Source organism: Shewanella indica (assembly GCF_033842865.1).
In the GTDB taxonomy this organism is placed as follows: Bacteria; Pseudomonadota; Gammaproteobacteria; order Enterobacterales; family Shewanellaceae; genus Shewanella; species Shewanella indica.
Genome location: NZ_JAWXXR010000001.1, coordinates 3,930,830 through 3,954,495 on the forward strand (window position 1 = coordinate 3,930,830; position 23,666 = coordinate 3,954,495).

Genomic DNA, 23,666 nt, shown 5'->3' on the forward strand with positions numbered 1-23,666 from the left:
CAAGCAACAAACAAATGGCAAAGAAACCGTCTCCCCGTTGGCTCAAGTGGCTGAAGTGGTCTACCCGTACCCTCTTGTACATTCCGCTCGGCTTGCTGGTGCTATTGGCACTCTTGCTGGGCACGGCGCCCGGTAGCCATCTGGCGATATTTATTGCCAGTGCTCTGGTGCCGGATCTGGAGCTGGAATATGCTTCCGGCACCCTGAACCGGGAGCTGCAACTCAAACAGGTACACTGGCAGATGGATGGTATCAGTGTCGGTGCGGATGCCTTGACCCTTGCCTGGCAACCGGCCTGCCTTTTGCAAAAACAGCTATGTGTCGACACCCTGGAGTTAACAACAACCCGGGTCAACATAGACACCCAGGCCTTAGCCTCAGATTCAGAGGCAGAGGAAGAAACGCCAAGCTCGGAAGAGCTGATACTGCCCTTTGGCATCAGCCTGAAACAAGCAAGCCTCACGGATATTCAAGTGCGGGTCGATGAGATGCACTTTGATGCTGCGGCATTGAATACCGCAGCCAATTGGCAGGAAAGTGGATTACAAGTCATCCAGCTTGAGAGCCGCGGGCTCAGCGTGCTGCTCCCGGAGTCAAATTCGCCAGAAGCGCAAGCGGCAGACAAAGACAAATCAGCCGCCGCGGCTAAGCAACAAAAAGCGGCGCAAAAAACCGAGACTGAACAATGGGTGCTGGCGAACATGCCAAAGGTTGCCATGCCTTTCCCCATCTATTTAAAACATGCCGAATTGCTGAACTCGCGTCTGCAAATTATGGGTAGAGATGACAACTTCCAGGAGCTGCGTCTCAGCGCCAGCTACATAGACGCCGAGCTGCGAGTCAACGAGCTTTATGCCAAACACACTGATGCCAGTCTGTCGCTGGAAGGTGAACTGACTCTGGATAAGCACTGGCCCATGGCACTGACGGCGCAACTGGAGTTACAGCGTTTACCTGAACTACCGGGACTCGAGCAGCAACAGCTGGATCTCACCCTCAAAGGTGATTTCAGCGACTTGCAGCTTAAGGCCAAACTCAGTGGCAAGCAGAGCCTGGCGCTCAATGCCAGTGTCAACCTCACCAAACCGGAACTGCCCTATTCACTGAATATCTCAGAAGGAGAACTGCACTGGCCCTTTGACCTTGCTCAGTACAGTGTCAACGGACTAGAGCTGGAAAGTCGCGGCGACCTCAAGCAACAAAGCGCCAGCCTGGTTACACAACTAAGTACCCCCTTCTACCCCGAACTAAACCTCAATACCCGCCTGGTACATCGAGGCCAAAGACTCAAGATTGAAGAGTTCAGCGGTGACAGCAGTGCCGGTAAAGTAATGCTTCTGGGGACGCTGGATTATGCCCAAGCCATAGCCTGGGATGCAAAGCTCGAACTTTCACATTTCAACAGCGGCGCGATAACTCTGCCGACAGCGAAGGAAACTGCCAAAGAAAAAGAAGCAAATAGCCAAATCACCCAAAATAATAACACCAGCGACAGCGAAGCAGTCAGTGCACAAAGCCAAGCTGACGAAAGCAAATCTGATGAAAGTCAGGCTGAAGATACGCCGGTGATCCCATCCAGCGATATTAGCGGCCAGCTTGCCACTCGTGGCAGTTGGCAGGACGGCAAATGGCGAGTGAGTCTCAAACAGGCTCAACTTCATGGCTTATTGGACCGCCTGCCGTTTGAACTGACTGGCGATCTGGAGATAGATGATTCGCTTGAGCTCAGCAGCCAGGGATTATCGCTGCGGGCACTCAATACCCGCCTGGACCTTTCCGGCAGCGCCAAAGAGCAATGGGATCTCAGTGCCACATTGGACGTGCCCGATTTCAATCTCTGGCATCCCGATGCGTTTGGTGCGTTAACTGCCGATATCCAAGTGGTGGGAGATGCCAAACACCCACAGGTACAGCTAAGGGCCCAGACCCAGAGCATCAGATTTGGCGATCTCAACCTCAGTGGCAGCCAACTCAAGGCGCTCTATGCACCACTGGATCTGCATGAGTTTGCCTTGTCGCTGAAAACAGGTGAGTTTGACGGCGCAGGAATTCATCTTGATGGCATCACTCTCAGGGCCAAGGGCAATGAACAGCGGCAGAAACTGGGACTGGAAACCCGGGGCGATTTGCAACTGGATACTGCCATCCACAGTAAACTGGATCTCACCAAACAAAAGGCCAACATAGAACTTAGCAAATTCAACTTGGGATCCGTTCTGGGACTCTGGCAACTTGAACAAACTGCGTCACTGGACTGGGATCTCAAGCAAAGCCGAGGCGAGCTCAGCGCCTTTTGTTTAAGCCATCCATCCAGCCGACTCTGCCTGACCGATAATGTCAGCCTGGCCGACAAGGGTGAAGCCAAGTTGCACTATCAAGGGCAACCTGGGCAACTGCTGGCCAAGCTGTTACCCGAGCGCTTCACTTGGCAGGGCGATGCCTCGATGGATGCCGCCGTCGCCTGGAAACCCGGCGCGCGTCCACAGGGCCAGCTCAACTTCCAGCTGGCCCCCGGAACGGTAAGCCTTAAACGCAAACAGCAAGCCAGCGCCAGCATCGACTATCAGGCACTTACACTCAAGGCCACCTTGGACGATGATGCACTGAGAAGCCATATTCTGTTCAATTCCGATGCTCTAGCCCGCTGGGAAAGCCAGTTGGATATCAAGGTAACTCCGGATAGAAGCCTCAGTGGTTACGTCAATATTGACCAGGTCAACCTGCAACTGCTTGGTCAGTTTATGCCGCAGCTCGAAACCATTGAGGGTTTACTCGCAGCCAACTTAACATTGGCTGGCAGCCTCAACAACCCCGAACTCAGCGGCCAGCTCAGTCTGCGTGAAGGTGCCCTGGCTAGCACAGCCAACCCGACTAAACTGGAGCAAATCTCCCTGGACCTGGCTTTTGTCGGCCAAACCGCCGAGCTCCAGGGCCAATGGATGATGGGCAGCGGCCAAGCCAATCTCAGTGGTCAGTTGCGCTGGCCACAGGGTCAATTCAGTGGCGATATCCAGCTCAAGGGACAAGAACTCGGCGTTATTCAACCGCCGCTGGCCATTGTCAATATCAGTCCGGATATTCAACTCCATTTCAGCCCGGACGCGCTCGATATCTCGGGCGAGATAAAGGTACCTTCCGGCAACATCAAGGTGGTGCAACTGCCAGCCGGCGGAGTGAGCGTATCATCCGATGTGGTGTTCAGTGACTCCATTTCGGAGCAGGAAGTCAAAGCATCGCCCATGGCCCTGAGTGCCAATTTGAACATAGATGTCGGTGATAAGCTGGCTATCGATGGTATGGGTCTCAAAGGGATGTTGGTGGGTACCTTGCGCATGCAACAAGCGCCCCAAAAGCCGCCGCAACTCTTTGGTGATATCAAGGTGGTTAACGGCAGCTATAAATTCATGGGTCAGACGCTGAAAATTGCCACAGGTGCGGTACAGTTTGTAGGGCCTATGCAGATCCCCAACCTCAATATCGAAGCCATTCGGGAGATCCGCGATGAAGATATTACCGCCGGGGTACGGATCACGGGTACCCCCAAAAAGCCAATAGTGACCCTATTCTCCAACCCGGCCAAGGAGCAGGCGGAGATCATTTCCTATATCGTTCAGGGGAAAGGTTTTGGTGCAGGAAACGAACAGAACAACTCACTGATGATGGGCGCCGCGCTGTCGCTGAGCTCCCAGGTTGATGGTGGCGCCATTTCTACCTTGGGTGACACAGCTGCTGGGCTGGTGGAGATGTTTGGTTTCTCCAATGTGCAGTTGGATACCAATGATGATGGTAAAGTCGCCATCAGTGGCTATATAGGCAAAGATCTAATGATCAAATACGGTGTCGGTGTATTCAACCCAGGCTATGAGATGACAGTCCGTTACTATCTGTTGTCGCAGCTCTATCTGGAAAGTGTATCCGGCACTCTGGGCCAGTCTCTGGATATCTACTACAGCTTTGATCTTTAAGCGGTAAACAGCTCTCGGCAGCAGATACCAACCTTGCAGGCCGCGGCGACTTACCGGACATAAACATGCGATTCTGACTTAAAAGTTAGAATACAGACATAAAAAAAGCGCCCATGGGGCGCTTTTCAACATCCAATTATCGATTAAGCGTAAACGAAGTCTACGTGCTCAATCATTGGCTTGAATACGTGACGCTGCATAGCCTGGGCACGTACTTTAACTTCTTTACCGTCCAGAACTATAGTCAGATCGCTGGTATAGAAGTCTTCGTTGGTTTGGATGTTGATGATATCTTTGTGTTCAAACACGATAGCAACGGCTTCTTTGCCGGCGCCATAGATAACACCTGGAACTTTCCCGTCACGACGCAGGCGGCGGCTCGAACCTTTCCCAATCTCAGTGCGGGTTTGTGCTGGAATAGTGTAAGACATAATAATACTCTTTAAATAGTCAATAACTGGCAACTATTTTCGACCAATAGCTGCCTTCATATAAAGCGGGCGAATACTAGCACAAAGACAACAAAACAAACAAGTTGATTTGGCCTTTACAGGTAAAAGCAAAACCTACTTCCCCACTATCCTGCTGTTGCTCATCTGTAACATCTGTAATCATTACGAAAAGCCATTGCTTAGCAGAAGTTTTACCCTGATCGAGATCACAATTTTTCCATCCAGCTGCTGCTACCCTGCTTTCAGTAATCTGGTTTTATTACATGAAGCAGGCCGATGAACGCCAATCTGCAGCAACTGATACGGGATGATAGCCTGTGCTATAAACTAGCCGCGGAACTCCATTACCTGATCGAACATGCTCCCTTTCAACAAGAGAAGCTCGACCTGATTTTATTGGAGTTTCTCGCCTGTAATCAGCAGAAAAGCGGCCATCTGTTACACCTGATGCGTGCCTGCAGTTGTCCGGATCTTATCGAGCAATTGAGCTCAGATGCCCTTTTTTATGACAGACTCAACACCTTGGTCGCCGACTGGCAGCAAACTCGCGAACTGTTACGTCTCAGATTCCAATTCAGCGAGTTGATGGCACTGCTGGAAGACAGAAAACCCCGCGAACAGAGCTTTATCCGCAGGGCAGAAACCGATCTTTCTATGGTAGAAAAACCTACCAACTGCGCACCGGCCCGCAGTCAATGTGGACAAATCCCGACTTCGGATAATAACCGACTCCCCCTAGTTTTAATGACAGGGCAGCCTCACGCAAAGTCTGAAGTTTAACACCGGGGATCGCGATATCCATCGCCATACCCCGCATATGGTAACTCTTCTTGGCTACACCGTTACTCTTACCGGCCAACATGGCGTTGGTTTTAGGCGAACGATAACCTGAAATCACGTGGATCTCTTCAGAAATCGACAACGTCTGCTGCAAATTGAACAGAAGATCAAACAAACGTTTATCCATGGGAGCCGCCAGGTTCTGCCTATGATCCCTAAGCAGATGGCTGAACTGAGACAGAGTGCTACTCTGATAATGACCGTCTTTCCAATAAGTCCCATCACCACGCTCCCCTGTATGGCGATTATAAAAACTCAGGTATCGACTACCTTTGGTAGACCGACTCGCCATCGCTTTTGAAGGAAGCATAGAAACCATTGCCGCGCCACCAAGACCCATCAACAACTGCCTACGGGCAGGACATACTACTGACACTTATTCACCTTGCACAAAAAACAACCACAAGGCGGCAAATTATACGGGTTTAACGCCAAGGTCAAGCGCCGATTTGGACCCAGCGCAGGTAAACTTTTCTCGGGGAACAGGCGAAAAATGGGATAATTCCTTGTGCTATATTAAGTTAATGCGACAGGCTTAACGTTCGGTCAATGCGGCAAAAAAATCAGTTGATGATAATGCCGGTATACCTCAAGGGCCTAACAAATGCGCTTCACTCCCCGACCGCAGCTCTGGCTTGTTAGCCCATTCAGTATCCAATCTCGTCTGTGCCTCAGTAGCCACCTTAACCCCCGGGCTCAACTGATAGATGTCGCTGCGAAATTGCGCTCTTTCCCGCTCATCTATCCAGGCTGTCCAATAAACCAGATGAACAGGCAGTCGCTGTTCAAATGCAAACCATTGAGTGGTGTGATAATCACTCTGCATCCGTTGCCAGCTTCTCTTATCCCGCACCAGATTATTAGCCATCCAGGACGCCAACTCTTCCACCTTGTCGACCCGAATACAACCTGAAGATAGGGCGCGATTGGCCCTGGCAAACAGATGCTTGTCCGGTGTGTCATGCAGATAAACACTAAAGCCATTGCTGAAATGAAATTTGTAACGCCCCAGGGCATTATCGGCACCCGGTTGCTGCACCAACCGATAAGGGAAACGGCCTCTCGCCTCTTTTTGCCAGGCTTCAGCACTCTCTTCAACTTTATTGCCCTGATAATCATAGACATTGAAATGCCGCTGCTGCAGATATTCACCGTCTTTACGGATCTGCGGCAGTAAGTCGCGCCTCAATATGCCCCTTGGCACAGTCCAGGTTGGATTCAAAACAATGTTGGATATCTCACTGCTGAGCAGTGGGGTTTGACGATAAGGTTTACCGACTATGACTTTGGATCGTAGTTGCACCTGGTTGTCATCCACCAGAGTCAACTCAAACGCCGGGATATTCACCAACAGGTAACGCTTCCCCAACTGCTGTTTATAAACGGTGCGAGCGACGAAATTGCTGGCCAGCATGCGGGCACGTTGCAATGGTTCAGTATTGAGCCAACGCAGTGTATCTGGTCCTATGATGGCATCGGTTTTAAGCCCGTGGCGGGACTGAAACACTTCTACCGCCGAAGCCAACTGCGGTGAATAAACCTTGTTTTCTCCCGGAGTCTCCTCAAGATCGCCAAGCCAATATAAACGCCTGGCAATCGTCGGGATCAGCAGATGGCTATCACCTGGGCGTAACCAACCTCCGGGATCCAACCTAGGCCATTGATGCCGCTCTGCGAGCCAGATCAAATAGCGTATCCGGCTGCTGGTTGCCAGATAATCATCCCCCTGAGGTTCCAGCGCCAGCGCTCGGCTGAGCGAATCCGCATCAGAAGCTAGCGTGTTGAAGGCCAAAGGAACGCCGCGGCGCTTCCAGAAATACGCAATATCCTGTTCTATGCCCTCACGCAACTCCAGCTGTAGATTGAGATCACCACGGCTCATGGAACGTAAATCTTCGGCAAACTCTTGCCCTTCTGGCAGCAGAGCCAGCAACTGCAACTGATTATTCAGGGTCCTGAGCGCGGCATCATCGGCTTTCACTGTAAAGACCGCACTGCAGAGGAGCACAATGATCAGTAAAGGCATTAACACGCACTTTGTCATATCGGCCTCCCGGGACATAAACTCAATTATGGCAAATATGCGCTGTGATTCGATGATATTTTGCAAACAACGGGCTGAATAGCCGTTGATTAACATGGAGCATTAACAGGCAACTTATTATTAGCGATTGATAATTAACCAGTTATCAGCACAAGCCTGTGATCATAGAGCTTATTCTGATATAAAATCCTGCCAAAGTAGTAACAGGCAATATAATGAACAGACAAATGCTCATTCGGCAGATGGCCGAAAGACAACAGATCTCAAAGGCTCAGGCCAAAGTACAACTGCAACATATTCTCGCCAGCCTTACCCAGGCTCTCAGTGAAGGTGAAAAGGTTTATCTGCCGCAATTCGGCACTTTCGAACTCAGATACCACCTTCCCCGCAACGGTCGTAACCCACAAACAGGCGAACCCTTGGAGATTGCCGGCAGCAATCAGCCAAGCTTTAAAGCTTCCCCATCACTGAAACAGGCACTACAGCAAGATTAATCCGTTCTCGGGGCAGGATCTCTGCCCCTTCACAAAAGGCGATGCCTGTTTTCAGCCAAAGGTAACGATACTGACGCTTGTATCTGAAGTTTGGGCCGGGATTGGATCTGATATAAGTCAGCCGCCATTACGGACGTAAGCTTGGCTTGAAAACAAGTAATAAGTTTGCTTGGAGTGACTTTAAGGGAATTCAATGAGGAGGACTAAATTTGGAGGCGCGACCCGGAGTCGAACCGAGATCGACGGATTTGCAATCCGCAGCATAGCCATTCTGCCATCGCGCCTTCTTGGGATCACAGCATCTGAGTGCCATGTAAGATTGGAGCGACATATCGGGTTCGAACCGATGACCTGTACCTTGGCAAGGTACCGCTCTACCAACTGAGCTAATGTCGCATCACTTTTCTTGCTTTGTATTCAGAGCCAGCCCTGACTACGGATTGGCATTCTACGCTTTTAACCCCGACTGTCAACGAAGAATTAGTGCTTAACTGTTTGCTTGAACACTAAATAATCTTATCGAAACATTATTGTGCAACCAGGTACAAATTAGCGCCTTTTAACCGGCTATCAGATCCTTCCAGGCGGCCTTGATATAGCTGATCATCGACCAGAAGGTTAAGAAAGCCGCCACATACAGCAAGGCGTAAGCGGCATATATCATCCAATCACCCTGCTTCCAGATAAGGCCGATAATTGCCACCATCTGAGCAGCAGTCTTGTACTTGCCAATCCAGGATACCGCCACAGCACCGCGTTTACCTATCTCTGCCATCCACTCACGCAGTGCCGATATCACCAACTCACGTCCTATCATAAACATCGCCGGCAGGGTCAGCCAGATAGTGTTGTAATCTTCGACCAATAGCACCAAAGCCGTGGTCACCATTAGCTTATCGGCTACTGGGTCAAGGAAGGCGCCGAAACGAGTGGACTGCTCCAGTTTACGGGCCGCATACCCATCCAAGGCGTCAGTAATAGCTGCAAGCCAGAAAACAAATGCAGCAACAAACGGTGCCCAAGTGTACGGAAAGTAAAATACCAGAACAAAAACAGGCAGTAAGAACAACCTAAACCAGGTAAGGGCGATGGGTATATTAAACGGCATGATAAAACCAAATAATCAAAAGCAGCGCCAATCTTGCCTGATTTTTACTACCCCCGCAATGCATCGTGTATCGTTTGAGCCATTTCTGGACTGATCCCGGGCACTTTTGCCAGTTCTGCCACACTTGCCCCCTTCACTTGTTGTAATCCGCCCAGATATTGCAGCAAAGCCTTGCGTCTTTTCGGGCCAATCCCAGGAATAGACTCCAAGCTTGAGGTGTTGCGGGTCTTTTGACGTTTATTCCTATGACCGGTAATCGCAAACCTGTGGGATTCATCGCGAATATGTTGAATAAGATGCAGCGCCGGCGAATCATCCGGCAGTGAAAAGCTCTCTTCGGTATCACCGAAGATAAGGGTTTCCAACCCGGGTTTGCGGCTTTCACCTTTGGCGACCCCGATAAGCGTGGGTACGGCATCTATTCCAACAAACTTCTCGTTGACCACTTCCTGAGCCATTCTGAGTTGTCCAAGGCCACCATCGATAAAAACGATATCCGGGATCTTACCTTGGGCACTGACCTTATCAAACCGGCGAGTCAAGGCTTGCTTCATCGCCGCATAATCATCTCCGGGAGTTATGTCCTTGATGTTGTAGCGCCGATACTCGCTCTTGTCCGGCCCTTCGCGATTGAACACCACGCAGGAGGCCACAGTGCTCTCCCCCATGGTATGACTGATATCAAAGCACTCCATACGTTTAATCGGGGTGCTTTGTTCAAGCGCCTCTTCAAGAAGAAGAAATCTTTGCTCCACCGTATTGCGGTGAGCCAGCTTGGTATTGACCGCATTGGTCGCATTGGTCTTGGCCAGACGCAGATAACCGGCTCTGTCGCCCCTGACCCGAGTGCGGATGGCCACTTTCTTGTTCAGCGCTTCCATCAGCACCTGTTCCAACTCTTCCAACTCCTCGTAGCTGTCACTCAGGAGAATTTCCCGCGGGATAGTACGTTGAATATCGACGTTGAGATAAAACTGCAGCATAAAGGCTCTGAGTACCTCGGCCATTTCAGTTTGCGCCGGCACGCTAGGGTAATAACTGCGACTGCCAAAAATCTTGCCCTCGCGAATGAACAACAGGTGGAAACAAGCAACTCCTGAGGCGTAGTGCACCCCAATCACATCAAGGTCACCATGGCTGGATGATACTTCCTGCTGCTCGGCCACTCGTCTGAGCGCCATGATCTGATCCCGATAGCGTGCCGCCTGCTCGTAAGCCATGGACTCGGCCGCCAGTTCCATTTTCTTGACCAAGGCGCTGAGCACCTGCTGATCCTTGCCCTTGAGAAACAGGGTCGCCAGCTTGACCTGCTCCTGATATTCCTCATCAGAGACCTTGCCGACACAAGGGGCACTGCAACGCTTGAGCTGGTACTGCAAACAGGGACGCGAGCGCGACTTGTAATAGAGATCGTCACACTGACGAATAGGAAACAGCTTCTGCATCAAATGCAGACTTTCACGCACCGCGCCACCATTGGGATAAGGCCCGAAATACAGCCCTTTCTCCCGCTGTGGCCCCCTGTGATAGGCGAGCCTGGGATGCCGGTGCTGGCTCAATAAGATAAAGGGGTAAGACTTGTCATCTCTTAGCAGCACATTGTATTTCGGCAAGTACTGCTTGATGTAATCATTTTCCAGTATCAGTGCTTCGGTTTCACTGTGAGTCAGTGTCACATCGATATTGGCGATATGGGACACCAGCGCCTGAGTTTTCACATTAGGGAGATTCTTGCGAAAATAAGATGCGAGCCGTTTCTTGAGATCTTTGGCCTTGCCCACATAAATCACGCTACCGCCGCTGTCGTACATACGATAGACGCCCGGTGCTGAGGTCAGATTTTTAAGAAAAAGCTTGGGATTGAATTCCTGCGGCATGAACCCACTCTATAAATAACGGCTGAAGAGATAAAGATTTCAGGGACAGAAAACAACAAAGAAAGAGGGAGCCGTGGCTCCCTATGTAAATCAGAACTGCCCGGTGTCGAGCATTTTATACCGAATCGCCAATCGGGTCAGCTCCACATCGCCGCTGATCCCCAGTTTGGCGAACAAGCGATAGCGGTAGCTGTTAACCGTCTTGGGACTGAGGTTCAACTGCTCGGAGATATCATTGACCTTCTCACCATTGGTGATCATCATCATGATCTGCAGTTCCCGCTCTGACAGCGACTTGAAGGGGTTCTCATCAGTCTGATCAAACTGGCTCAAGGCCATCTGCTGAGCAATTTCCGGTGACAAATATCGCTGACCGTGAGCAACTTGCCGAATGGCTTGAATCACCTCAGGCGGCTTGGCTCCCTTGGTCAAATAACCGGAAGCACCGGCTTGCATCACCTTGGTCGGGAAAGGATCCTCTGAGTGGATAGTCAATACTATGATTCTGGCATGAGGCTGATAACGCAGAATTTTCCGGGTAGCTTCAAGCCCCCCTATTCCGGGCATATTCATATCCATCAAAATCACATCGGCTTCATTCTGCCTGCTCCACTGCACAGCAGCTTCACCATCACCGGCTTCTCCTACAACTTTAATGCCTTTTTCATCTTCAAGGATCCGGCGGATCCCGGTTCTGACCAACTCATGGTCATCCACCAAATATACGGATATCAACTTCAACCCACCTTATTATTGTCGGCCTTATCGTGTAGCTCTGTTTCTTCGAAGCCTTTGGGATAATTTAGCCGATCTGCCAACAATAGAAAAGCGCAAGTTAACTTTATGATTATAAAAGAAACTCATTCGTATATCGGTACCAATTGTCATCAGTGTGCAACAATCTTGTTTTTTGTTGCCGAAGAATTTGCTTGCAAAGGCGATGAAACACCACCCAAAACAGTGTCATATCCAGCTAAGCAAATGAAGTTCAATCCTCATCTATCAACATATGTAAGTTTCGGCCAACTCGTTTCAGATCTCTCAGGGCAGTTGCTTGTGTAGCCATACGCAGCGGCCTTTGCTGAACTTTGATGGTATTGTACAAAATATCCATGTCATCGCGCTTGGTATGGGTAAATTCGATAGTGCCATAAGGAGTCTTGAAGATACCCTTTCGCCCCGTAGTCATCACAGTAAGATAGCTGATGGGGATCTGCGAAATCACCCCGTATTCAGACAAAGCCGATTCCAGCGAAACATAGTTATACTCACCGCGCCGCAGTGCACAGGCGATATGCTCCACCGCATAACTATCTCGTCGACTCAGCGCAAACAGGTATACACCACGGCAGGGCCTTTCCAGGATCCCCTGCTTTATCAACCTCGACAGGCTTTGTTTGAATGCTTCCTGGGTATCATCGAAAAACACTCGCCTGAGATTCCCTTTGGTGTAAACATAGATACCTTGAAGGTCAAAACGATGTAGCCGTTGCAAAGCAGTACTGATATCCATAACGCCATCAAGTCAACTTAAAAGTTAATAATAGAATACCTAAGTGTCCACTTAATACCTATTGATAACTGACTTTGTCCGACTAAACGGCCCTATTTATCGCGCTGAACGTTGCAATCCTTTGCCCGGAACAGCCTAAATCAGCCTTTGAATAATGGCGCAGGAATCCCCCAGCGTAGATGCGCAGCAAAAACGATAGATATCCCAACCGACACCAGAAAGAATCCTGTTATTTGATGAGCAAGGCCCTATTGATGCTCACAAAGGCAAGAAAGCTATCCGCTATTAAATGGTTAAGAAAGGTGCAAACCAGTCTCAAAATAGCCCCAGGCTGAGGAGCATCATATTCAAATCTGCTTTCAGGACTTGTATCACAACCACTGTTACTCACTTTAAAGGCATTGATGCCTAATACATTTACGGCGTCATATCGAAGAAAACCACAAAATACGGTTGATTCGGCTACACTCAAAACTGAACTCACCACAGGTTTGATAAACCAGGTTTAATCGCTAAAAAAGCGCGATTTCAGCCTCTCTGCTTCAGGAGAACCTATCGATGAACTCCCCTTTTACCACCCATGGAGCCTTAAGCTGGCACGAGCTGACCGCCAGTGACTCCGAACAGGCGATGCGGTTTTACGGTGAGATTTTTGGATGGAGTTTCAAAAAAATGCAGTTACCACAAGGCCCCTACCACATTATAGAAAATGACGGCATCAGCATAGGTGGCATCACTGACAGCCCGGCGCCGGCCATGCCAAGCAACTGGACCGGCTATATTACCGTGAAAGATGTCGACGCCGTCGCCATCAAGGCCAAAGAGTTAGGAGGCGATATTCTTTATGGTCCGGAAGATATTCCCCAAGTAGGCCGATTTTGCTGGATCAAGGATCCCTGCGGCGCCATTATCGCTGCCATCACTTACAACAGCACCAAAGGATAGGTAACGAACAGCAGCTATGGTTTGAGGTTTGAGGTTTGAGGTTTGAGGTTTGAGGTTTACGATGTTGACCCGCAACATCCCGAATATTTCCAAACTTGAATATCGCCCTTTTACGAATGAAATGTTCAGGGAAAAATTCTTGATTATTGCAGCTTTAATTAGCAATGTTTTCTTTTTGTATCATGCATGTATAAGGCCGGACAACAGAGATTATAGATTCAGAAGTGACTTACAAAGCATGCCGAATACGCGTTAGAATAACGCCAACTTTTTGCTGTAAACCTGCTTCAAGGGATCTCACACCGTTATGCCCAATGTGCTGACTCAGCTCTTTTCCCGCTTTCGCCGGGCACCACTCGCCATCAAGACAAGCGTCTATCTGCTCCTCGGGTATAGCCTCTACGCTCTGCTGCTTGGTGGGCTTGCTCCCTGGGTAATAAAGTCGCAAACCCCAAAGCAATTGCAACAGCTGCTCGGCCGTCAGGCCAGCCTGGGCGATATCAGCATCAACCCTTTCCTTCTCAGAGTCCGCCTGGATAATTTCGCCCTGCAGGAGAGCGACCCACAGCAAGTATTTATGTCTTTCACGCAGCTTGAGTTGGAGCTGGCATTTTGGCGCTCGCTGACCCAAGGGGCCATAGCCATAGATCACATCCACCTCGCTTATCCACAAGTGAAGCTGCAAAGGCTTGCGTCAAAGAATGGCCAAGCTCAATTCAACTTCAGCGATATACTCGCCCACCTTGAAGCCAAGCAAACACCGCAAGCCGAGGCTACAGAAGACGCCTCTGAACTGCCCAGAGTCATTGCCCGGGATATCCGGGTGACAGAGGGTAAGTTCGCTTATATGGATAAGGTCGCCAATACAGAGCTCAGTTACGACGAGCTTAATTTCAGCCTGCAAGCTTTGGATACCAAGGCCTATAGCCTCAGCCTGCCGGAAGACGAAAACAAACCGGTACAGGCGAAAGATGCCAACCGCTATGCCCTGTCATTGACCGGCAGCGATAACGGACAATTGCAGACTCAAGGCCAGTTTCAGCTGCAGCCTCTCGAAATCACCGGCGAGCTGCAACTGGCCAAAATTTCCCTGCTGCCCTTCTGGCCGTTTGCCGATGGGCTTATTGCCGCCAAACTCAGTGACGGTGAACTCAGCTTCCAAAGCCAGTACCAGTTGAAACAGCAACAAGACCAACTGCATTACAGTACCCACAAGGGCAGGTTTATTCTGGAAAACCTGCTGTTCTCCGACCAACAGCAAGCCAGAGTCAAGCTGCCACTGTTGGCACTGGATAACATTCGGGTGGACGGCGACAACCAGAGTGTTAATGTCGATGAACTGGCGCTGCAAGGCCTGTGGGCCTATGCCCGCCTGGATAAGCAAGGCCTGGATCTGCAACAGCTCTTTATACCCGCCATGCCTGCCACAAATGCCAAGCCCGATAACACCGCGGCCAAGGCACGAGTGGAACCAACGGTAGCCCAACCAGAGGCGGCAGATGAAACCGAGGCGCTAAATAAAGCTACAGTGCAAGATAAGGCCACAGCGAAAGAAAAAGCCACAGTGCAAGATAAGGCCACAGCGCATACAGCCGAAGAGCCAAACAAAACTCTGGAGCAAGACAAACAATGGCTACTGAGTATTGGCAAAATCAGTCTCAAGGATACAGATCTCAATCTGTTTGAGCAGCAGCAAAGCAATGGTGTCCACTGGCGTGTTTACCCTTTGGATATCACCACAGGTCCTGTGCGTTCCGATCTCGAAGGAAACATAGACTACCAGGTGCAACTGGCACTGAGTTCTGATGCCCAAAAACAGCCAGAGACCAGCCAGGGCCAGTTCAGCTCCACCGGCGCAATAGATGCCAATGCACGTACTGTCAATGCCGAGCTGACGCTGACCGAGTTGGAGCTGCAACAGTTCCAGCCCTATCTGGCGCCCTACCTCAATATGCAACTTGAAAGCGGCAAGTTGAGCACTCAGGGCAAGTTCACTGCCAACGCCGAGGGTAAGGCCCATTTTCAAGGACAAGCCGCAATTGGCAAACTGCTTATCAAGGATGGATTGGCATTTGAGCCTCTGCTGAAATGGCAGAATATGACGATAGATGCGATGAACTTTGATTCCGAAGCAAACAGCCTGAAAATCAGCAATATATTGCTGGAACAGCCATACGCCAAGGTGATGATCACCGAAGATCAGCGCACTAATATCGGCGAGCTGATCCGCGCCGAACCACTTGGTGATAACTCAGCGGCTCAGTCGCAGACAAAACAAAGCCAGGCAAACGAAGCGCCGCAGCAAACCGCCGCCAAGGAAAAAAACACCGCCAAGACTGCTGCAGATAAGGCATTTAAACTGGATATCGGCAGCATTGCCATCAAAAGCGGCTCGGCCTATTTTGCCGATAACTCCCTCACCCCTAACTTTGCTTCCGGTATCGAAGGGCTGGAAGGCAAGATAAGCCACCTGTCCTCTACCCCGGGAACCAAGGCCAGTGTCGATATCAAGGGCAAGATAGACAAGTATGCTCCAGTCACCCTAAGGGGAGAGGTGAATCCGCTGCTGGAGAAACCCTATCTGGATCTGGATTTGGTATTCAAGAGTGTCGAGTTGACCTCGGTAAATCCCTATTCGGGCACCTATGCCGGTTACTACATAGACAAAGGCCAGCTGTCTTTAGCGCTCAACTATCAACTGGAAGACAACCAGCTGAAGGGAGACAATCATCTGGTGATAGATCAGCTCAAGCTGGGTAAACCCAGTGATTCCGATCTGGCCACCAGTTTGCCGATTACCTTGGCTATCGCCCTTTTGCAAGACAGACATGGGGTAATAGATCTTGGCTTACAGGTTTCAGGAGATCTCGACAGTCCAAGTTTCAGCTTCGGCAGCATAGTGATGACCGCCATCACCAACGTCATCACCAAGGCGGTCACCGCCCCCTTCTCTTTGCTGGCCGGTCTGGTTGGCAGCGATGAAGAGCTGAATCTGGTCGCTTTCCAACCCGGTATAGCCACGCTGGACGCTGACGCCGAAGATAAGCTGAGCAAGCTGGCCAAGGCGCTGGATGACCGACCCAAGCTACAATTGAGCATTGAAGGCGGCGTAGCATTGCGGGAAGACAGTGAGGCGCTGGCAGAACAAAAACTGCAGCAGCAACTGCTCAAGGCCAGCAAGCTTGCGGCCCTGCCGGACGAGCTGAGCGCCAGTCGCTTCCCTACCAAAGGTAAGCTTGCTGATACCCTGGTAGCGCTTTTTGAGCAGCAGCTCAAACAGGATGCCGATGCGGAAAAAGACAAAGTGAAGCAAAAGCTTGCCGAAAAAGCCGGCAGTGAAACAGTCGATGAAGACGCTCTGCTGACTGTATGGCATATGGGCCTTTACAACCAACTGCTCAGCGCCCAAGAGATAAGCAATAATGAGCTGGCCAATCTGGCTCAGGCCAGGGCCCAGGCCATCAAGGCCTTCCTGGTAGACAGTGCTGCCGTTGCCCCCGAAAGAGTCTTCCTGCTGGACAGCAAGACAGAGATGAAACAGGATGCTTCTCAGGCAATTTTGTCGCTGAATGCCGATTAACCAATAGCGATAACCCCGGAACCAGGCGCGCACGCGCGCCTTTTTACCCGGATCTGAGCTCAGACTTTCTTATCAGGGGATTACTTGTTGCGACACTTTTCCTGACGAGCCATCAGACTGGAAGTATCCCAGCGGTTACCGCCCATGGCCTGTACTTCACCGTAAAATTGATCGACCATGGCGGTCAGCGGCAGATGTGAGCCATTGCGTCTAGCTTCATTGAGGGCGATGCCTAAGTCTTTGCGCATCCAGTCCACCGCAAATCCAAAATCATACTCACCCTTCAGCATGGTCTTGTGACGATTTTCCATTTGCCAGCTCTGGGCCGCGCCTTTGCTGATCACCTCAACTACCTTCTCGCCATCTAGCCCGGCGCTCTTGGCAAAATGCATGGCTTCAGCCAAACCTTGTACCACCCCGGCGATGCAGATTTGATTGACCATCTTGGTCAACTGCCCAGCGCCAACATCTCCCAATAGTTCGGCGCAGCGGGCATAGGCAGCCATCACAGGTTTTACCCGCGAAAATACCGCCTCAGAGCCGCCGGCCATAATGGTCAACACTCCATTCTCGGCACCAGCCTGACCGCCGGAAACCGGCGCGTCCATAAAAGCGATGTCCTTCTCGGCCAGCAATGCGGCCAACTCCCGCGCCACATCGCATGAGGCAGTGGTGTGATCGACAAAGATACTGCCCACAGCCATACCATGCACAGCGCCCTCTTCACCCAGTACGATCTGGCGTAAGTCATCATCATTGCCGACACAGGCAAAAACAATATCCTGTCCCTCGGCGGCTTGGGCCGGAGTCGCGCAGCAGCGCCCGCCAAACTCTGCCGCCCAGGCTTCAGCCTTGGAGAAAGTACGGTTATAAACAGTGACCTGGTGCCCCTGTTTTTGTAGATGCCCAGCCATGGGATATCCCATAACACCTAGACCGAGAAATGCGACATTCGCCATGATATTTCCTTGATTATTTATGCGCGGGAACAGATTGGCCCAATTGCCGACCATGCTGCAAAGCCTTTGGCGTAAAGCCAAGAGTGACAATTCAAGCCGATGTTTAAGCCGCATTTTGCCATGAGGCAGCATAAAGGAGAAGTTGATACGGGCAAACTCAGCATCCCGCATACAGAAAAGAGCCACGAATGTGGCTCTTGAAATCATCACTCAAGGATGAACGTGCGCTTCCATTTCCGCGCCGATTTTCTTGCGCATCTCCATCAACTTGATTGCCGAGTCCCTAAGCTCTATGTCTCTTGCCGATGTCGGCTGCCATTCAGGTACAGGCGTTGGTTTACCTTCATCGTCTACCGCCACCATGATGACAATACAGTGAGTGGTCAACTGACGTTCTGAATCCTTGGGATCGCCGGCTCTGACATCCAAACCTATATGCATGGAGGTGCTGCCGGTATAGATCACCTTGGCGCTCACCTCCACTATATTGCCCACATGTATGGGTTTGACAAACCTGATCCCCCCGGCGTAAACCGTGATGCAGTATTTACCACTCCAACCGGCCGCACAGGCATAGGCAGCCAAGTCAATCCACTTCATTACGGCGCCGCCATGTACCTTGCCGCCAAAGTTGACGTCTGCGGGCTCGGCCAAAAACCTCAGGGTTATCTGTCTCTCTGTTCCTGCCATGGGATCCTCTCATCAGGCTTGGCGGTCTGCTGACCGCACTTGGCTGAGAGTGTACGCGAAAATTTCGCGATCACCCAAACTTAGATACCAGGAAACTTCCGCCAATCACCAGAGGTAAAGCCAGCCGATAGATCCAAAGCTGCAATTTGCTGCTGATAAAACGGGACAAATGAAACAGTGAGTAAATTCCCATCCCCACCAGGAAGGTGCCCAGCACCTCTACCCCGGCCATCACATCGGCATCGCCACCGGCATAAACCGCCGCTGTCAGTAAGGCAAACCAAAGCACGGTATAGGCGGCTATGGCCAAACTAAAAGTGCGAACACCAATCTCCATCGCTGGTTGCCACCGGCTGTTTTCACCCCGTACCAACTCGGTCAAATTGGCAGCAATCGCCCCAAGCATGGCCATAACAGGAAACATTGCAGGATTGAGCATAATGAAAACTCCAGAATTATTTGGCGGGATTCTGGCGCTATATTCAAAGAATGCCAATAGAGATGAACAAAGGTTAATTCTGGATTTAGCTTTAAAATATGACTAACTGATTTTAAAGATAAAAAAAGCGCCATCAGGCGCTTTTACAAGTGGTAACCTTAAACTCGCTTCAGTAGCAAGGAGCCATTGGTGCCACCGAACCCAAAAGAGTTACATAGCACATGCTCCACTTTGGCCTGACGCGCGGTATGGGCAACAAAGTCCAGATCGCAACCTTGGTCCGGGTTGTCCAAGTTGATGGTAGGCGGAACCACCTGATCTTTAAGAGCCAACGCGGAGAAAATGGTTTCCACTGCCCCGGCAGCACCGAGCAAATGCCCCGTCATTGATTTGGTGGAGCTCACCATCAGCTTGTAGGCATGATCGCCAAAGATAGACTTCACTGCCGCCGCTTCGGCCTTATCGCCTGCCGGCGTAGAAGTACCGTGAGCATTGATATAACCTATGCTTTCGGGGGCCAGGTTTGCATCTCTCAGCGCATTTTTCATGGCAGACGCAGCGCCGGCACCATCGGCTGGCGGCGAGGTCATATGGAAGGCATCGCCGCTCATACCAAAACCAACCAGCTCGGCATAAATCTTGGCACCGCGAGCCTTGGCGCGCTCATACTCTTCCAGGACTAACACCCCGGCGCCGTCACCGATAACAAAGCCGTCTCTGTCTTTATCCCATGGGCGACTAGCCGCCTGAGGGTCATCATTACGGGTAGACAAGGCCTTGGCCGCGGCAAAGCCACCGACGCCCAGAGGACAAGTGACATCTTCCGCGCCACCGGCCACCATCACATCGGCATCGCCATAAGCTATGGTACGGGCTGCGAAACCTATGTTGTGCACCCCAGTGGTACAGGCGGTTGTCACCGCAAAGTTAGGACCAGTCATGCCGTACATGATCGACAAATGACCGGCAATCATATTGATAATGGTGCTGGGCACAAAGAAGGGGGAAATTTTACGTGGGCCACCGGCCATCAAGGCGCTGTGGTTTTGTTCAATCAACCACATCCCCCCCATACCGGCGCCGATAGCGGTTCCGACTCGACTGGGATCTTCTTTATCCATCTCCAATCCGGAGTCACGCATGGCCTGAATGCCGGCAGCCATACCATACTGAATAAAGAGGTCCATCTTGCGGGCGTCTTTACGGGACAGATACTGCTCTACGTCAAAATCTTTGACTGAGCCTGAAAAACGGGTGCTGAATTCGCTGGCATCAAACTTGGTGATAGGCGCGATACCGCTCTGACCTGCCAGCAAGGCTTGCCAGGTGCTGTCCACTGTGTTGCCGACCGGGGTCACCAGACCCAGGCCAGTGATAACAACTCGACGTTTAGTCACTGTGTCCACCTTAGATTAACGGGTGAGTTACCATGATAGGCTAGGCTGTTGCAGCCTACCATTGCCTCCGGCCAGCAGCCGAATGGTCACAAGACACGATAATGCATCGGCTGATACTGGTACAACCAGAAACTGACGGGGCGAAAACAAAAACAGGCGGCAATTATGCCGCCTGTTTTCTGGAATTCTGGATTACTGATTCTTGGAAACGTAATCGATCGCTGCCTGAACGGTAGTGATTTTCTCAGCTTCCTCATCAGGGATCTCGGTATCAAACTCTTCTTCCAGAGCCATAACCAACTCAACAGTGTCCAGAGAATCTGCACCCAGATCGTCTACGAAAGAAGCTGCTGGCTTAACGTCTTCTTCTTTAACGCCCAGTTGCTCTACGATGATTTTCTTTACACGTTCTTCGATGTTGCTCATTAGTTTTCTTTCCTATTCAAATTACGCACTTGCGTAAGATTGCGAGTAGTTTATTAGATTTGACCAACATTGCAAGCCTAGAATTTGTGGTCTAACCACGATTTTAAGCCCTCAATTGCTGCAGATCACCACCCAATTGCGACAGTATCCCTGCCATTCGCCCTTAAACCATATACATCCCGCCATTTACATGCAAGGTTTCCCCTGTGATGTAAGCAGCAGCATCAGAGGCCAAAAAGAGCACGGCGTTGGCAATTTCCTGTGCCTGACCCAAGCGCTCCATTGGAACCTGGGACATGATGGCCTGTTGCTGATCTTCTGTCAGCTCATCCGTCATATCTGTCTGGATAAAACCAGGAGCAATAGCATTAACTGTAATTTGACGAGATGCAACCTCTCTGGCGAGAGATTTTGTAAATCCGATCAAACCCGCTTTGGCCGCAGAGTAATTTACTTGGCCTGCATTGCCCATGGTACCTACCACAGAACCAATATTGATGATACGGCCATGACGTTTCTTCATCATTGAGCGCATCACTGGCTTGGATAACCTGAAAAGAGATGTCAGGTTGGTGTCCAGGATATCCTGCCACTCATCCTCTTTCATCCGCATCAATAAATTGTCACGGGTGATGCCAGCGTTGTTCACCAGAATATCAACATCGCCGGCTTTTTCTTTGATCGAGGCAAATAAATTTTCAACAGATTGTGGATCTGTGACATTCAGCACCAAACCCTGGCCCTTATCGCCCAAATAAGCCGAGATGGCTTCGGCGCCGCGCTCACTGGTTGCAGTACCGAATACTGTGGCACCAGCTTCGGCCAGAGTCGTTGCAATCGACTTGCCAATACCACGGCTGGCGCCGGTAACCAGGGCAATCTTGCCGGTTAAGTCTAATGTTACGCTCATGAAAAGCTCCTTATTCGATCAATGCAGCTAAAGAAGCGGCATCGTTGACTGCCTTGGCAGTAAGGGATTTGTTAATGCGTTTGCAAAGCCCGGTCAAGACTTTACCCGGACCCACCTCATAGAGCTCGGTGACGCCCATGGCAGCCATGGCTTCCACGGTTTCGGTCCAGCGCACAGGGCTGTATAGCTGACGAACCAAGGCATCACGGATATCAGCAGCATCTTGAGGCTGGGCGACATCCGCATTGTTGATTACGGGGATTTGCGGCTGGCTAAATTCGATATCTCCCAGAGCAGTGGCCAATTTATCGGCAGCGGGCTTCATTAAAGCGCAATGGGAAGGCACGCTCACAGGCAAGGCAACCGCCATTTTGGCGCCTGCAGCCTTGCAGGCTGCGGCGGCGCGCTCAACTGCGTTTTTTTCACCGGCAATCACCACCTGGCCTGGGCTATTGTAGTTAACCGGGCTAACCACAGCGCCTTCAGCACTGTCTTCACAGGCCTTGGCAATAGCGTCGTTATCCAGGCCTATGATGGCAAACATGGCGCCGGTTCCGGCAGGAACGGCTTGTTGCATCAACTGACCACGCAGCTCAACCAACTTAACGGCATCGGTAAACTTGAGCACCCCGGCACATACCAGCGCCGAGTATTCACCTAGGCTATGACCCGCCATCACGCTGGGCGCGGCTTTGCCGGCTGCTTGCCAGGCGCGATACAGAGCGACACTGGCACTCAGCAAGGCAGGCTGGGTCTTGTCAGTCTCGTTAAGAGTTTCGGCCGGACCTTGCTGGACAAGCTGCCACAAGTCGTAACCCAGCACTTCACTGGCTTCACGAAAAGTCTCGGTCACGACCGGATAGCCTTCGGCAAGATCAGCAAGCATGCCTACAGCCTGAGAACCTTGTCCCGGGAACACGAAAGCAAAATTTTCCATATTCATTTACCTATGATTGCAGGCAGCAAAGCTGATGCCGCTGCCCGAGTCTACTGATCTGCCCGGCAGATCAACTAGTATGCATTGAGACGTCCTACTCACTTGTGCGAAGCAAGTAGGCACTGAGTATCAGAAGCGAACCAAAGCGCTACCCCAGGCAAAACCGGCACCAAAGGCCTCAAGCAGCAGGAGTTGCCCGCGCTTGATGCGGCCATCGCGCACCGCTTCATCCAGTGCAATCGGCACTGAGGCAGCTGAAGTATTGCCATGTTTGGCCAGCGTCAGCACCACTTTATCAAGACTCATGTCCAATTTCTTGGCTGTGGCATTAATAATGCGGAAATTGGCCTGGTGTGGCACCAACCAATCTATTTCTGACTTGTCGACATTATTCAATCTCAGGGTTTCTGTCACCACATGGGATAACTGAGTGACGGCGACCTTGAAGACATCGTTGCCCTTCATGGTCATAAAGCCTACAGCCTCGGAGGTTTCTCCGGCTCTGGGCGGAAAGGCGCATTTGAGCAGTTCACCATGACGACCGTCGGCATAGATGTGGGTAGAGATGATCCCCGGTTCTTCACTGGCGCCCACCACGGCGGCACCGGCACCATCACCAAAGAGAATAATGGTGGTTCTGTCTTCCGGCTCACAGAGCCTGGAAAGCACATCGGCGCCTATTACCAGCACTTTCTTGGCCGCACCGGTTTTCACGAACTGATCGGCAACCGACAGCGCGTAGACAAAGCCGGAACAAGCGGCCGCGACATCAAATGCGGGGATGGTATGAACCCCCAACATGGCCTGCACTTCACAGGCAGCAGCCGGAAAAGCGTTTGCCGCACTTGTGGTGCCGCAGATAATCATATCGAGTTCGCCGGCTTCGATGCCTGCCATTTCAATGGCCTTCAACGCCGCCTGATAACCCATAGTGGCAACCGTTTCACTGGCATCAGCGATCCGACGCTCAGAAATACCCGTGCGCTCAACAATCCACTGGTCACTGGTTTCCACCATTTTTTCCAGATCCTGATTGCTACGCACCTGCGCCGGCAGATAACTGCCAGTTCCAAGAATTTTTGTATGCATA

Annotated in this window: 19 protein-coding genes, 2 tRNA genes and 1 pseudogene; 5 read left to right on the forward strand and 17 right to left on the reverse strand. The window is 51.1% G+C overall.

Annotated features, from left to right (window positions below):
- Nucleotides 1-14 precede the first annotated feature (14 nt).
- Nucleotides 15-3,965: a translocation/assembly module TamB domain-containing protein gene (locus SIL79_RS17585; RefSeq protein WP_162206546.1), complete on the forward strand. Its 3,951-nt coding sequence runs from the start codon at nucleotides 15-17 to the stop codon at nucleotides 3,963-3,965.
- Between the two features lie 143 nt (nucleotides 3,966-4,108).
- On the opposite strand, the gene rplY is transcribed toward SIL79_RS17585, so the two are convergent.
- A complete protein-coding gene (gene rplY, locus SIL79_RS17590; RefSeq protein WP_039033277.1) occupies nucleotides 4,109-4,396 on the reverse strand; it encodes a 50S ribosomal protein L25 in 288 nt (95 codons plus the stop codon).
- Between the two features lie 297 nt (nucleotides 4,397-4,693).
- On the opposite strand from rplY, the gene SIL79_RS17595 reads away from it, so the two are divergent.
- Nucleotides 4,694-5,197 carry a hypothetical protein gene (locus tag SIL79_RS17595; RefSeq protein WP_039033278.1) on the forward strand — a complete coding sequence of 168 codons (504 nt, stop codon included), beginning with the start codon at nucleotides 4,694-4,696 and terminating at the stop codon, nucleotides 5,195-5,197.
- On the opposite strand, the gene SIL79_RS17600 is transcribed toward SIL79_RS17595, so the two are convergent.
- Both SIL79_RS17600 and SIL79_RS17605 read right to left on the reverse strand, forming a co-directional pair.
- Complete coding sequence (locus SIL79_RS17600; RefSeq protein ID WP_083399778.1) at nucleotides 5,085-5,633, reverse strand: DUF882 domain-containing protein; 549 nt, start codon at nucleotides 5,631-5,633, stop codon at nucleotides 5,085-5,087. The genes SIL79_RS17595 and SIL79_RS17600 overlap by 113 nt on opposite strands.
- Before the next feature lie 213 nt (nucleotides 5,634-5,846).
- Entirely contained in the window at nucleotides 5,847-7,301 is a 1,455-nt protein-coding gene (locus SIL79_RS17605; RefSeq protein ID WP_082014235.1) for a L,D-transpeptidase family protein, read from the reverse strand.
- Between the two features lie 203 nt (nucleotides 7,302-7,504).
- Here SIL79_RS17605 and SIL79_RS17610 point away from each other — a divergent pair.
- Nucleotides 7,505-7,795 (forward strand): annotated as a pseudogene (locus SIL79_RS17610) (HU family DNA-binding protein); the annotation flags it as partial.
- Nucleotides 7,796-8,005: 210 nt separating this feature from the next.
- Here SIL79_RS17610 and SIL79_RS17615 read toward each other — a convergent pair.
- The 6 genes from SIL79_RS17615 to abiEi form a co-directional block, all read right to left on the reverse strand.
- Nucleotides 8,006-8,079: transfer RNA gene (locus SIL79_RS17615), tRNA-Cys, on the reverse strand.
- A 36-nt stretch (nucleotides 8,080-8,115) separates the two neighbouring features.
- A tRNA-Gly gene (locus tag SIL79_RS17620) sits at nucleotides 8,116-8,191 on the reverse strand.
- Between the two features lie 163 nt (nucleotides 8,192-8,354).
- On the reverse strand, nucleotides 8,355-8,903 hold the full coding sequence (gene pgsA, locus SIL79_RS17625) for a CDP-diacylglycerol--glycerol-3-phosphate 3-phosphatidyltransferase (RefSeq protein ID WP_039033280.1): 549 nt from the start codon (nucleotides 8,901-8,903) through the stop codon (nucleotides 8,355-8,357).
- Between the two features lie 47 nt (nucleotides 8,904-8,950).
- Nucleotides 8,951-10,780, reverse strand: coding sequence for an excinuclease ABC subunit UvrC (uvrC, locus tag SIL79_RS17630; RefSeq protein WP_162206545.1), 1,830 nt, complete (start codon nucleotides 10,778-10,780; stop codon nucleotides 8,951-8,953).
- Nucleotides 10,781-10,870: 90 nt separating this feature from the next.
- On the reverse strand, nucleotides 10,871-11,515 hold the full coding sequence (gene uvrY / locus SIL79_RS17635) for a UvrY/SirA/GacA family response regulator transcription factor (RefSeq protein ID WP_025009635.1): 645 nt from the start codon (nucleotides 11,513-11,515) through the stop codon (nucleotides 10,871-10,873).
- 253 nt (nucleotides 11,516-11,768) lie between these two features.
- Complete coding sequence (gene abiEi / locus SIL79_RS17640; protein WP_039033282.1) at nucleotides 11,769-12,293, reverse strand: type IV toxin-antitoxin system AbiEi family antitoxin; 525 nt, start codon at nucleotides 12,291-12,293, stop codon at nucleotides 11,769-11,771.
- Between the two features lie 558 nt (nucleotides 12,294-12,851).
- Between abiEi and SIL79_RS17645 the strand changes: the two genes are divergently transcribed.
- Together SIL79_RS17645 and SIL79_RS17650 are read left to right on the forward strand one after the other, a co-directional pair.
- Nucleotides 12,852-13,238, forward strand: a complete 387-nt coding sequence (locus tag SIL79_RS17645) for a VOC family protein (RefSeq protein ID WP_039033283.1) — start codon at nucleotides 12,852-12,854, stop codon at nucleotides 13,236-13,238.
- 307 nt (nucleotides 13,239-13,545) lie between these two features.
- Nucleotides 13,546-16,818 (forward strand): DUF748 domain-containing protein, encoded by a 3,273-nt coding sequence (locus tag SIL79_RS17650; RefSeq protein ID WP_319619733.1) that lies wholly within the window; start codon nucleotides 13,546-13,548, stop codon nucleotides 16,816-16,818.
- Between the two features lie 80 nt (nucleotides 16,819-16,898).
- Here SIL79_RS17650 and SIL79_RS17655 read toward each other — a convergent pair whose 3' ends face one another.
- The 8 genes from SIL79_RS17655 to SIL79_RS17690 form a co-directional block, all read right to left on the reverse strand.
- On the reverse strand, nucleotides 16,899-17,777 hold the full coding sequence (locus tag SIL79_RS17655) for an NAD(P)-dependent oxidoreductase (RefSeq protein ID WP_162206543.1): 879 nt from the start codon (nucleotides 17,775-17,777) through the stop codon (nucleotides 16,899-16,901).
- Between the two features lie 210 nt (nucleotides 17,778-17,987).
- Complete coding sequence (locus SIL79_RS17660; RefSeq protein WP_039033284.1) at nucleotides 17,988-18,467, reverse strand: acyl-CoA thioesterase; 480 nt, start codon at nucleotides 18,465-18,467, stop codon at nucleotides 17,988-17,990.
- A 70-nt stretch (nucleotides 18,468-18,537) separates the two neighbouring features.
- Nucleotides 18,538-18,906 (reverse strand): hypothetical protein, encoded by a 369-nt coding sequence (locus SIL79_RS17665; protein ID WP_071476174.1) that lies wholly within the window; start codon nucleotides 18,904-18,906, stop codon nucleotides 18,538-18,540.
- A gap of 158 nt (nucleotides 18,907-19,064) precedes the next feature.
- Nucleotides 19,065-20,303, reverse strand: a complete 1,239-nt coding sequence (gene fabF / locus SIL79_RS17670) for a beta-ketoacyl-ACP synthase II (RefSeq protein WP_039033286.1) — start codon at nucleotides 20,301-20,303, stop codon at nucleotides 19,065-19,067.
- 192 nt (nucleotides 20,304-20,495) lie between these two features.
- Nucleotides 20,496-20,729, reverse strand: coding sequence for an acyl carrier protein (acpP, locus tag SIL79_RS17675; RefSeq protein ID WP_006081231.1), 234 nt, complete (start codon nucleotides 20,727-20,729; stop codon nucleotides 20,496-20,498).
- Nucleotides 20,730-20,892: 163 nt separating this feature from the next.
- Nucleotides 20,893-21,639, reverse strand: a complete 747-nt coding sequence (gene fabG, locus SIL79_RS17680; RefSeq protein WP_039033287.1) for a 3-oxoacyl-ACP reductase FabG — start codon at nucleotides 21,637-21,639, stop codon at nucleotides 20,893-20,895.
- A gap of 10 nt (nucleotides 21,640-21,649) precedes the next feature.
- The gene (gene fabD / locus SIL79_RS17685; protein ID WP_071476175.1) at nucleotides 21,650-22,576 is read right to left on the reverse strand and encodes an ACP S-malonyltransferase; all 927 of its coding nucleotides are present in this window, start codon (nucleotides 22,574-22,576) and stop codon (nucleotides 21,650-21,652) included.
- Between the two features lie 129 nt (nucleotides 22,577-22,705).
- On the reverse strand, nucleotides 22,706-23,665 hold the full coding sequence (locus SIL79_RS17690) for a beta-ketoacyl-ACP synthase III (protein WP_039033288.1): 960 nt from the start codon (nucleotides 23,663-23,665) through the stop codon (nucleotides 22,706-22,708).
- Nucleotide 23,666: the final 1 nt, after the last annotated feature.

What these genes read in the sequence shown, in the direction of transcription:
- SIL79_RS17645 (WP_039033283.1), top strand. Translation starts at nt 12,852, where the DNA reads ATGAACTCCCCTTTTACCACCCATGGAGCCTTAAGCTGGCACGAGCTG.
- acpP (WP_006081231.1), bottom strand. Translation starts at nt 20,729, where the DNA reads ATGAGCAACATCGAAGAACGTGTAAAGAAAATCATCGTAGAGCAACTG.
- SIL79_RS17655 (WP_162206543.1), bottom strand. Translation starts at nt 17,777, where the DNA reads ATGGCGAATGTCGCATTTCTCGGTCTAGGTGTTATGGGATATCCCATG.
- SIL79_RS17585 (WP_162206546.1), top strand. Translation starts at nt 15, where the DNA reads ATGGCAAAGAAACCGTCTCCCCGTTGGCTCAAGTGGCTGAAGTGGTCT.
- pgsA (WP_039033280.1), bottom strand. Translation starts at nt 8,903, where the DNA reads ATGCCGTTTAATATACCCATCGCCCTTACCTGGTTTAGGTTGTTCTTA.
- abiEi (WP_039033282.1), bottom strand. Translation starts at nt 12,293, where the DNA reads ATGGATATCAGTACTGCTTTGCAACGGCTACATCGTTTTGACCTTCAA.
- fabG (WP_039033287.1), bottom strand. Translation starts at nt 21,639, where the DNA reads ATGAGCGTAACATTAGACTTAACCGGCAAGATTGCCCTGGTTACCGGC.
- SIL79_RS17650 (WP_319619733.1), top strand. Translation starts at nt 13,546, where the DNA reads ATGCCCAATGTGCTGACTCAGCTCTTTTCCCGCTTTCGCCGGGCACCA.
- rplY (WP_039033277.1), bottom strand. Translation starts at nt 4,396, where the DNA reads ATGTCTTACACTATTCCAGCACAAACCCGCACTGAGATTGGGAAAGGT.
- SIL79_RS17665 (WP_071476174.1), bottom strand. Translation starts at nt 18,906, where the DNA reads ATGCTCAATCCTGCAATGTTTCCTGTTATGGCCATGCTTGGGGCGATT.
- fabD (WP_071476175.1), bottom strand. Translation starts at nt 22,576, where the DNA reads ATGGAAAATTTTGCTTTCGTGTTCCCGGGACAAGGTTCTCAGGCTGTA.
- SIL79_RS17605 (WP_082014235.1), bottom strand. Translation starts at nt 7,301, where the DNA reads ATGACAAAGTGCGTGTTAATGCCTTTACTGATCATTGTGCTCCTCTGC.
- SIL79_RS17595 (WP_039033278.1), top strand. Translation starts at nt 4,694, where the DNA reads ATGAACGCCAATCTGCAGCAACTGATACGGGATGATAGCCTGTGCTAT.
- SIL79_RS17660 (WP_039033284.1), bottom strand. Translation starts at nt 18,467, where the DNA reads ATGGCAGGAACAGAGAGACAGATAACCCTGAGGTTTTTGGCCGAGCCC.
- uvrC (WP_162206545.1), bottom strand. Translation starts at nt 10,780, where the DNA reads ATGCCGCAGGAATTCAATCCCAAGCTTTTTCTTAAAAATCTGACCTCA.
- SIL79_RS17690 (WP_039033288.1), bottom strand. Translation starts at nt 23,665, where the DNA reads ATGCATACAAAAATTCTTGGAACTGGCAGTTATCTGCCGGCGCAGGTG.